Below are 9,903 nucleotides of genomic sequence, written 5' to 3' on the forward strand. Positions count from 1 at the left end.
GCGAGACATCCCACCAAGCAAGAGGAACCCACCAGCTATGACTTTTGACTTCAAAGTAGCCGACCTCACGCTGGCCGTTGCCGGCCGCCACCAGATCCGGCTCGCCGAGCATGAGATGCCTGGACTGATGGCACTGCGCCGCGAGTTCGGCGCCAGTCAGCCACTGAAGGGTGCCCGGATTGCCGGCTCGCTGCACATGACGGTGCAGACCGCAGTGCTGATCGAAACACTCACCGCGTTGGGCGCAGAGGTCCGCTGGGCCTCCTGCAATATCTTCTCCACCCAGGACGAGGCGGCTGCCGCCGTCGTCGTCGGGACGGGTTCGGTTGAGGCGCCGGCAGGCGTCCCGGTGTTCGCGTGGAAGAACGAAACGCTGGAAGAATACTGGTGGGCAACCACACGGATCCTGGACTGGCCGGGCGAGGGGCCCAACATGATTCTCGACGACGGCGGGGACGCCACCATGCTGGTGCATCACGGCGTCCAGTTCGAGGCAGCCGGCCAGGTTCCTCCCAATCCCGCCGAGGACGACATTGACTACTCGCATGAGTACACGGTGATCCTGGACGTTTTGCGCGCTTCACTTGCGGAGGATCCGCAGAAGTGGACCCGGATGTCGGCGGAGATCAAGGGTGTTACCGAGGAAACCACCACGGGCGTGCACCGCCTGTACCAGCTCGCGGAGCAGGGAAAGCTGTTGTTCCCGGCGATCAATGTCAATGACTCGGTAACCAAGTCCAAGTTCGATAACAAGTATGGCATCAGGCACTCCCTCCCTGACGGACTCAACCGCGCCACCGATGTACTGATCGGCGGCAAGGTGGCCGTTGTATGTGGCTACGGCGACGTCGGAAAGGGTGCTGCGGAGGCACTCCGCGGCCAGGGAGCACGCGTTATCGTCACCGAAATCGACCCCATCTGCTCGCTTCAGGCAGCGATGGACGGCTACCAGGTGGCGCAGCTGGAGAGTGTCCTTCCGCAGGCGGATATCTTCATCACCACCACCGGCAACAAGGACGTCATCATGGCGCGTCACATGGCGGCCATGAAGCACCAGGCAATTGTGGGCAACATTGGTCACTTTGACAATGAAATCGATATTGCGGGCCTCGCCAGGGTACCCGGTATCGAAAAGGTGGAAATCAAGCCACAGGTGCACGAATGGGTTTTTGACCAGGGAACGGATCGCCAGCGCAGCATCATCATGCTCTCCGAAGGGCGTCTGCTCAACCTCGGAAATGCCACCGGGCACCCGTCCTTTGTGATGAGCAACTCCTTTGCCAACCAGACCATTGCGCAGATTGAGTTGTACACCAAGTGGGGTCAGGCCGGCACCGATGGAACGCCGGAGTACGCCAACCAGGTGTACGTACTGCCAAAGATCCTGGACGAGAAGGTTGCGCGATTGCACCTTGACGCACTGGGTGTGGAGCTGACAGAGCTGTCCAAGAGCCAGGCTGAGTACCTGGGTATCGACGCAGCTGGCCCCTACAAGTCGGACCAGTACCGCTACTAATCCACTGGGGGCAGCCAATGGTGTTCTCTTGATACCCGTTCACGGTGTGTTTGACGGCAATCCGGGCTGCATCACGGCGTAAAATTGTTGTGCCAGCAATTTTACAGACAGGTAGATGCGCATGACGCAGAAATCTCTTCAGGACAAGCGGGGCCGCAGGGGCTGGAAGATCGGTGCCTTCATCACAGCAGGCGTGTTGGTTGCCGGCGGTGCGGTGGGTATTGTCACTGCTCCCACCTGGGCCGGCCTCGGCGGCGAGGCTGGAGACAGCCCATCGGGCGAAGCTCCGGTGCTTCCGGGACTGTCGGATCCCGTGGCTAAAACGGTGTCCTTTGGCGTGACACCCACCGATGGCGCAGTCGAGGTGAATCCGGCAACGGTCCCGGAAATCCGGGCGGACAACGCAACGATTGCCGATGTTGAGCTGCGGCCCGCCGGTGGCGGAACCCCGGTTGAGGGCGCCCTGTCGGAGGATGATTCGCTCTGGACCGCTGATCAGAGGTTGGCGTTCAACACCGAGTATTCCTTCGAGGTGGTGTTTGTGGATGGGGCAGGACAGGAATCCACCCATAACCAGGGCTTCACCACGGTGGCTCCTGCCAATGAAGCAAACGCGTTCACGTATCCGGTGGACGGTGCAACCGTGGGCACGGGTCAGACCATCGAGATCACCTTCAGCGAGCCTGTCATCAACAAAGACGATGTTGAAGAGGCCATCGAGATCACCAGTACCAGCGGTCAGGGCGGTGCGTTCTACTGGCTGGAAGACACCAAGGTGCGCTACCGTCCGCAGGACTTCTGGGAACCCAATAGCACCATCACCATTGATATGAAGCTGTTCGGCGTGGACTTTGGCAACGGCATGATTGGGAACTTTGACAAAACCAACACCTTCCAGACGCACAGTACCCGCCTGGCAGTGGTGGACAACAAGACCAAGGATATGAAGGTCTACATTGACGGCAAGCTGGACCGCACATTTCCGGTAACACTGGGGACCGAGGAATGGCCGTCTTTCTACGGGTATTACACCGTGATGGAACAGTATGAGGAAACCAAGTTCACGGCGGAATCCATTGGGTTGGAACCGGGTGACGATGCCTATTACGAGCCCACCCTGGTGAACTATGCCAGCCGGATTTCCAATGGTGGCGCCTTTGTTCATGAGGCATTGCCGGCGGCGCAGTCCACGCTGGGTCTGACCAACGTTTCCCACGGCTGTGTGGGAATGTCGCCGGAAGGAGCCAAGTACTTCTATGACGTGTTTGGTCCCGGCGATATGGTTCAGATCCTCAACACGAGCACCGGTCCGGTGCAAGTCTGGGATGGCTTTGGCGACTGGAATGTCCCCTGGTCTGAATGGACTTCGCAGCCCAGCTAGACCGCAGCCTATTGGCTGAAGGGCAGTTTGTGCAGCCGCTCCGCGGTGCGTGAAGTTCGATCACGCTGAGCCGCGAGCCTGGCGAAGTCCCGGTCACGGCGTTCGGCGATCACTGCATTGAGGAACTCTTCGGGATGGGTTCCCGCCGGCGGGGGCGGCGAGACAAACACTGAAACCTCGTGGGCCAGGTCCGCGGCGAGGGTGGTGCGGGCGCTGACCGTCAGCCGGGAAGCCTGCGAGACAAACTGGGAGACACGGCGGCCCAGCGCATCGGGCAGTCGTGCCACGTCAGCGGTCTGGATCCAGGCATGGAGCGACGGCGGGATCACGGCGAGTGTGCGGGGCTTGGTAACCACTCGCTCGTGCATGGAGTAGGTGCCGGCCAGAAGATCGCCCAGCCGTTTGGAACGCTCGTTGAACACAGCGACCAGGAACGCGAGGGATCCAACCAGAAGGTAGATTTCAAGCACCGCCAGGATGCCGCGGATGAAGGCGTGCCGGAAGCGGATGGAGCCGCCGTCGTCGCGCACTATCCGCAGCCCCATGGCCAGGCGGCCCAGCGACCGGCCGCGGGTCAGGGTCTCGACGGTGACGGGGACAATCAGGAACACAAACACCAGCAGCACCAGGACCAGGGCTTGGGTGAGGGCCGGGTCGAGCACACCTCCCAGGGTGGACCCAACGGCCCAGACAACCGCGATCACCAGGACAATTTGTGCTGCGACGTCGATCAGAATGCTGACGGCGCGGGCGCCGAAGGACGCCGCCCGCAGTTCCAGCACAACAGCTTCTCCTGTGACAACGGAGCTCATCCGGGCGTGCCTCCTTCATGGTTTTGGCTCCAGCTTATCGGCCGGTGGACGACTATGCTGAAGCCGTGGACTTGGATGCATTCGAGGCAGTAAACCGGCCGGACTGGGAACGGCTCGACGAGCTTGTGCGCCGCCGGAGGTTGAGCGGCGAAGAAGCGGACGAACTCCTGGTGCTCTATCAGCGCACCTCCACCCATCTGTCCATGATCCGGTCCATTGCGCCGGAGAGCGTGCTGTCCGGCGCTCTGTCCATGCGGCTGTCCCGCGCCCGCACCAAGTTCACCGGTGCGCGGTCCAACTTCATGGAGGATGTGGCGGCGTTCTTTGTGGTCGCGCTGCCGGCGGCTTTCTACCGGATCCGGTGGTTGACGGTGGTGATCGGGGTGCTGTTTGTCTCGGTGGCCTGGCTGTACGGTGCGTGGGTGGTCAATTCTCCCGGAGTCATTGCCGCGATGGGCAGTGACGAGGAGATGAGAAGTTACGTCGAAGAGGACTTCGTCAATTACTACTCGGAAAATCCGGCTGCCTCTTTTGCCGGGCTTGTCTGGACCAATAACGCGTGGATTGCCATTCAGGCGGTCGCATTTGGCATCACCGGGATCTGGGGTCCGTTCATCCTGTACCAAAATGCGCAGGGTGTGGGAATGGCCGCCGGGATGATGGCGTCCTACGACCGGCTCGACGTCTTCTTCATCTACATCCTGCCGCACGGGTTCATGGAACTGACGGCCATCTTCATTGCGGCTGCTGCCGGCCTGCGGATCTTTTGGGCGCTGGTTTCGCCCGGGCGGCGGACGCGGGGCCAGGCGCTGGCTGAGGAAGGACGTTCGCTGATCACCGTTGCGCTGGGACTGGTGCTGGTGTTGCTGGTGTCCGGGCTGGTGGAGGGATTCGTGACACCCAGCCCGCTGCCGTCCTGGCTGCGGATAACCATTGGTTTCCTGGTCTTTGCCGCCTATTGGGTCTATACCCTGGTGCTCGGTCGCCGGGCAGTGCGCGCCGGTCACACAGGGGATTTGTCCGCCCTGGACCGGGGCGATTATCTGCGCACGGCGTAGCAATAACGGCGGTGCCTGGCGCACATCAGGGCTTCTGCCCGGTACTGTCTTAAGTACGTGTGTGAGTGAGTTCTAGGAGATACCGCAGTGGCTGAAGAGGACAAGACCAAGCAGCAGGAAAGTGTGGCTGGCGGTCGATCCAGTGCCGGATCATCATCTGCGGATTCAAGTCCCGGAGGTGAGCGTCGTGCGGCTTTGCGCGGCGGGGGTGCGGTGTCGGACGGATCGGTTGAGCGCAATCCGCTTCCGATGCGCCGGGCAAGCACCCTGCCCGATGTATCCCGTTATGAGAATGGCAGCGGAGAAACAACCAAGGACGACGACGGCGCGGTGCCGGCTTCAGCTTCCACGGCATCAGCTTCCGACACTTCCGCTACCCGTGCTGCCCGCAACGACGCGGCGTCAGATAACACCGCGCCGGACATGAGAACACCTTCGGACACCACTTCCCCCGACACCGCTGCCCCCGACACCACTGCCCTGTCCATCCGGCCGCCTGCCGAGGACGTTGACCGCCGGGCGGCCGAGCGCGACGAAGCCGTCGCCGCCAAGCCAGCCCTTCCCCGCGTGCTGCAGGTTCTGGTCGCGGTGTTTTTCCCGGTCATGCTGCTGGCCGCTGCGATCCGCACGGTCACTACGCCGCTGTTCCTGTGGGCTGAGTACAACCGTCCGGGCTTTCCGGCGGACAGCTACGGCTTCAGTACCGAGGACCGCATCACCTTTGCGTCCTACACAGTTGACTACATTCTGAACTGGGCGCCCCCGCGGTATCTCGGCGGCCTGGTGAACGCCGACGGGGAGCAACTCTTCCTGGACAGCGAAGTGGGACACATGCTCGACGTCAAGATGGTGCTGGCCATCAGCTTTGCGGTGGCTGCCGTGCTGGCTGTTTTCAGCATCATCGCCTGCATTTACCTGGCGCGGCGCTACCCCGGTGGGGTCCGCCGTGCACTGTTCTCGGGTGCGGTTGCCACCCTGGTGTTGGTGGCGGCCCTGACCGTTGCCGCGGCCCTGGCCTGGGAAACATTCTTCAGCCAAGTACATGCGGTCTTCTTTGCTGATGGCACCTGGACCTTCAGGCTGGATGACACACTGATCAGGCTGTTCCCGGCGCAGTTCTGGAGTGACTCAGCGATTACCGTAGCTGCGCTGGTGTTGATTGTTTCGGTGTTCACTCTTGTCTTCACCTGGCCAACCAAGGCGCGGCGGGAGAAGTCACGGGCTGCGCTCGAGGACCGCAGGGTCAGTTACGCCGACTAGGTGCGGCTTTCTGTGATCGACCGAGTGCCCGCTAGGGCGCGTAAAGCCGATCCAGTTCGGCGGCGAAATCCTTGACAACCGCAGTCCTCTTCAGCTTCAGCGTGGGGGTCAGGTAACCGGATTCGATGGTGAATTCTGTGTCCAGCACCTCGAACTTGCGGATCTGTTCGGCCTTCGAGACCAGGTCATTCGCTGAGTCGACTGCGCGCTGCAGCTCCGCACGGATCGCTGAGGCCGGCGCTGCGCCGTCGTACTTGTTGGTTGATGTCCACTGCTCTGCAGCCTCCGGGTCCACAGTGAGCAGCGCCGTGATGAACGGGCGTCCGTCGCCCACCACCACGGCATGGGCCACCAGCGCGTGCTCCCTGAGTTTTTCCTCCAGCGGTGCCGGGGCTACGTTTTTGCCGGCGGCGGTGACAATCAGGTCCTTCTTGCGGCCGGTAATGGTGAGGAAGCCGTCGTCGTCCAGGCTGCCCAGATCGCCGGTGCGGAAGAAGCCGTCGTCGGTGAACGCGTCCGCATTGGCCTCCGGGTTGTTGTGGTAGCCCTTGAACACGCCGACGCCGGAGACCTGCACCTCGCCGTCCTCGTCGATCCGGATGGACGTTCCCGGCATCGGGATGCCCACGCTGCCTACCCGCGTGAGGGATACGGTGTTGGCGGTGCAGGGCGCGGTGCTTTCGGTGAGGCCGTAGCCTTCGAGGACGTTGATTCCGGCGCCGCGGAAGAAGTGGGCAAGGTGCTCGCTGAGGGGGCTGGCACCGGAGACGGTGTGCGTCACTTCGCCGCCGAAAACTGCCCGCAACTTGGGATACAGCAGCTTGTTGAACAGTGCATGACGGGCTTTGAGTGTGAGGCCGGGACCGCGCCCGCCCCGGGTCGCGGCGTCGAGAGCACGGGAATAGGCCACCGCGGTGGCCGCCGCTGCCTCGAAAACCTTGCCCTTCCCGGCTGCTTCCGCCTTTTGACCGGCGGTGCTGTAAATCTTCTCGAAGATCCGTGGCACCACCAGCAGGAACGTGGGCTTGTAGGCAGCGAGGTCGTCCAGCAGTTCCGTGGCGTTGCTCGTGTGGCCAAGCTTCACTCCGCCGGCCAGGCAGACCAGCTGCACAGCCCGGGCCAGCACGTGCGCCAGCGGCAGGAACATCAGGGTTCGGGCGTTCTCTTCACGGAGCAGTTCCGGCAGGAATTCCAGCGTGTTGACCGCAAAAAGGGCAAAGTTGCCATGCGTGATCTCGCATCCCTTGGGCCTGCCCGTGGTCCCGGACGTGTACACAAGCGAGGCAACATCCTTCAGCGACCTACTGGTGCGGGCGGCCTCAAGCGCGTCGTCGCTGATCCCGGCACCTTCGGCGGTCAGCGTGGCGAAGTCCGCGCCGCCGTCGTCGTAATTCATGTGGTACAGCCGCACGCCCGGCTTGGCCTGGCGGACCACATCCGCTTTTTCCTCGTTCTCCACCAGCACGACGACGGCGGCCGAGTCCTCCAGGATCCAGCTCACCTGGTGCGCCGAGGAGGTTTCGTAGAGAGGAACGGTGACGGCGCCGGCGAACCAGATGGCGAGGTCGGCGACGGTCCATTCGAAACGGGTTTTGGACATCACGGCGACCGAATCACCGGGCGCAACCCCCGCATTGATCAGGCCTTTCGCCAGGGAGCGGACCTGGCTGAGGAAGTTATCCGCAGTGACGTCGAGCCATTCGGTGCCGGATTTCACGGCGTAAAGGGCACCCTGCGGTGCCCGGCCGTGCTGTTTGATCAGCAGATCGGTGACGCTGGTGTCCTCTGGCAGGTGGACCAGGAGATCGGTGGTGGCTTCTCGCATGACAAACTCGCTTCCCTCAGGCGTGTGACATCAGATCCAGCTCGGCATCCACATCCGCAAACGCCATTCGCTGTAGGGAATGACTTCGGCGGTCCAGATGGGGAGGAAGAACGCTGACAGCAGCACCGCCACGGCAACAAATCCACCCACCAGCACAATACCGCTCCGCCGTCGCCACGGGGGGTCGAAAGTCCGGCCAAGCAGCAAACCGAGCACATAAGTCAGTGCGAGGACCAGGAACGGTTCAAAGACAATCGCGTAGAAGAAGAACATGGTGCGGTCCGGAAAAAAGAACCACGGAAGGTATCCAGCGGCCACGCCAGCGAGGATGGCGCCGGCCCGCCAGTCCCTCCGGCCCAGCCAATAGAGCATCACCACCAGGAGCGCAGCGGCGGCGGACCACCAGATGAGGGGGTTGCCCACCACGTTGATGGCGCTTGAACAGTCCTGGGCGCCGCAGCCCGCCGCTTCGTCAGGATAGTAGAAGGACGTGGGCCTGCCCATGAAAAGCCAGGACCAGGCCGTGGACTCATATGGATGCTCGGAGCTCAAACCCTCATGGAAGGAATATGCGCTGCGGTGGTACTCGGCGAGGGAGCGGAGCGGCGCAGGGACCCAGTCCCATGCCGGGTCGGGATTTTCGGCTACCCATTGCCGGTTGTAGGCGTCGGAGGAAAGGAACCAGCCCGTCCAGGAGGCCAGATAGGTCAGGAACGCGACCGGGACTATCGAAAGGAAGGCCTGCAGTCCGTCGCGGACAACGGCGCCGGCAACCCAGTGCCGGATGCCGGCGGTTCGACGCGCGTTCATATCCCACAGCACGGTCATCAGACCAAATACCGCGATGTAGGGCAGGGCGGACCATTTGGTGCCGAGCGCGAGTCCCAAAGCCACGCCTGCCGCTATGCGCCAGGGTCTCAGGCCCAGCCAGGGACCATAGAGAAGGTGCGCGGCCGCGGGTCTGCCCCGCTTTGAGGCGAGTGCCGCGAGCTTCGCGGCCAGCCGTCGTCGTCCGTGGTCCCTGTCCAGCAGCAGGGCTCCGAAGGCGGCCAGCACCCAGAACATCAGGAAAACGTCCAGCAGGGAGGTGCGGGAGTGAACCAGGTGGTGGCCATCGACCGCGAGCAGCAGGCCCGCCACGGCGCCCAGAACCGGCGACCCCAACAACCGCGAGGCGATGAGCGCGATCATGAGGATGGACAAGGTGCCCACCAGTGCTGCGGAAAAGCGCCAGCCGAAGGCATTGTCGGAGCCGAAAACGGCCATGCCAAACGCGATCATCCACTTGCCCACCGGGGGATGCACCACGTAGTCGGGGGTGCCGAGGATCACGCCGGTGTTGCCTTGGTTGAAGTCTTCGTCGGCTCCTTCTGGCCATTCGCGTTCGTAACCCGACTGGAGAAAGGAGAAGGCGTCCTTGACGTAATACGTTTCGTCGAAAATGAGCGTTCCGGGTTCGCCGAGTCGAACAAAGCGCAGCACGCCACCGATCACGGCGACTGCCAGCGGGAGCAGCCACGTCCAGACGCTCAATGGCAGCCGTTCGCCGATCAGGCGGCGCAGCAGAACATCGTGGGAGAAGGCTGACTTAGCCGACGAAACCCAGGTGGCCTGCGCGTCGTCCGGGTGGGGACGGGCGGTGGTTTCGGCGGCTTGGCTCACCCTGCCAATGGTACCCATTGGGGCTACGCTGAAGAGCGTGAATGCAGACAAGTACGACGACGACGGCGGCAGCGCCCCGCCCGAGGCAGGCCGCATTGTGCTGGCGGCGACACCCATCGGGAACATGGGGGATGCGACGTACCGGCTGGCGTCGCTGCTGGAGAGCGCGGACATCATTGCTGCCGAGGACACGCGGCGGCTCCAACGGCTCATTCAATCGCTGGGCGTTTCCACCCGGGGGAGGATCCTCAGCTATCACGAACACAACGAGGTAGCGCGGACGCCTGAGCTCCTTGATCTGGTGCTGGGCGGCGCCACACTGCTCATGGTGACCGACGCCGGGATGCCGTCTGTGTCCGATCCGGGGTATCGACTGGTGGAGGCGGCGG

The 9,903-nt window shown here is 62.8% G+C and carries 8 protein-coding genes; 5 read left to right on the forward strand and 3 right to left on the reverse strand.

The window, feature by feature from the left end; all coding sequences use genetic code 11:
* The first annotated feature begins 37 nt into the window (after positions 1-37).
* Together ahcY and Y708_RS0112525 are read left to right on the forward strand one after the other, a co-directional pair.
* Positions 38-1,516: an adenosylhomocysteinase gene (gene ahcY / locus Y708_RS0112520; RefSeq protein ID WP_028280202.1), complete on the forward strand. Its 1,479-nt coding sequence runs from the start codon at positions 38-40 to the stop codon at positions 1,514-1,516.
* A gap of 121 nt (positions 1,517-1,637) precedes the next feature.
* Positions 1,638-2,897: a L,D-transpeptidase gene (locus tag Y708_RS0112525; protein ID WP_028280203.1), complete on the forward strand. Its 1,260-nt coding sequence runs from the start codon at positions 1,638-1,640 to the stop codon at positions 2,895-2,897.
* 8 nt (positions 2,898-2,905) lie between these two features.
* Here the strand turns inward: Y708_RS0112525 and Y708_RS0112530 are convergent, their stop codons facing one another.
* On the reverse strand, positions 2,906-3,709 hold the full coding sequence (locus Y708_RS0112530) for an RDD family protein (RefSeq protein WP_028280204.1): 804 nt from the start codon (positions 3,707-3,709) through the stop codon (positions 2,906-2,908).
* 65 nt (positions 3,710-3,774) lie between these two features.
* On the opposite strand from Y708_RS0112530, the gene Y708_RS0112535 reads away from it, so the two are divergent.
* Together Y708_RS0112535 and Y708_RS0112540 are read left to right on the forward strand one after the other, a co-directional pair.
* Positions 3,775-4,767 (forward strand): stage II sporulation protein M, encoded by a 993-nt coding sequence (locus Y708_RS0112535; protein ID WP_028280205.1) that lies wholly within the window; start codon positions 3,775-3,777, stop codon positions 4,765-4,767.
* 87 nt (positions 4,768-4,854) lie between these two features.
* Positions 4,855-6,027 (forward strand): TIGR01906 family membrane protein, encoded by a 1,173-nt coding sequence (locus Y708_RS0112540; protein ID WP_028280206.1) that lies wholly within the window; start codon positions 4,855-4,857, stop codon positions 6,025-6,027.
* Between the two features lie 31 nt (positions 6,028-6,058).
* Here the strand turns inward: Y708_RS0112540 and Y708_RS0112545 are convergent, their stop codons facing one another.
* Both Y708_RS0112545 and Y708_RS0112550 read right to left on the reverse strand, forming a co-directional pair.
* The gene (locus Y708_RS0112545; protein WP_028280207.1) at positions 6,059-7,852 is read right to left on the reverse strand and encodes an AMP-dependent synthetase/ligase; all 1,794 of its coding nucleotides are present in this window, start codon (positions 7,850-7,852) and stop codon (positions 6,059-6,061) included.
* Between the two features lie 30 nt (positions 7,853-7,882).
* Positions 7,883-9,631 carry a dolichyl-phosphate-mannose--protein mannosyltransferase gene (locus Y708_RS0112550; RefSeq protein WP_081746763.1) on the reverse strand — a complete coding sequence of 583 codons (1,749 nt, stop codon included), beginning with the start codon at positions 9,629-9,631 and terminating at the stop codon, positions 7,883-7,885.
* Positions 9,632-9,638: 7 nt separating this feature from the next.
* Here Y708_RS0112550 and Y708_RS24770 point away from each other — a divergent pair.
* On the forward strand, positions 9,639-9,903 hold a 265-nt coding region (locus Y708_RS24770), incomplete at its 3' end, for an SAM-dependent methyltransferase (protein WP_343212971.1).

The sequence above is a fragment of the Arthrobacter sp. H5 genome (assembly GCF_000520595.1).
GTDB lineage: Bacteria > Actinomycetota > Actinomycetes > Actinomycetales > Micrococcaceae > Arthrobacter_D.

Bases quoted from the DNA above. Each gene is read 5' to 3' on its own strand.
- Y708_RS0112545 (WP_028280207.1), bottom strand. From the start codon at position 7,852: ATGCGAGAAGCCACCACCGATCTCCTGGTCCACCTGCCAGAGGACACC.
- Y708_RS0112530 (WP_028280204.1), bottom strand. From the start codon at position 3,709: ATGAGCTCCGTTGTCACAGGAGAAGCTGTTGTGCTGGAACTGCGGGCG.
- Y708_RS0112550 (WP_081746763.1), bottom strand. From the start codon at position 9,631: ATGGGTGTCGCCGCCAGCACAATGCGGCCTGCCTCGGGCGGGGCGCTG.
- Y708_RS0112525 (WP_028280203.1), top strand. From the start codon at position 1,638: ATGACGCAGAAATCTCTTCAGGACAAGCGGGGCCGCAGGGGCTGGAAG.
- ahcY (WP_028280202.1), top strand. From the start codon at position 38: ATGACTTTTGACTTCAAAGTAGCCGACCTCACGCTGGCCGTTGCCGGC.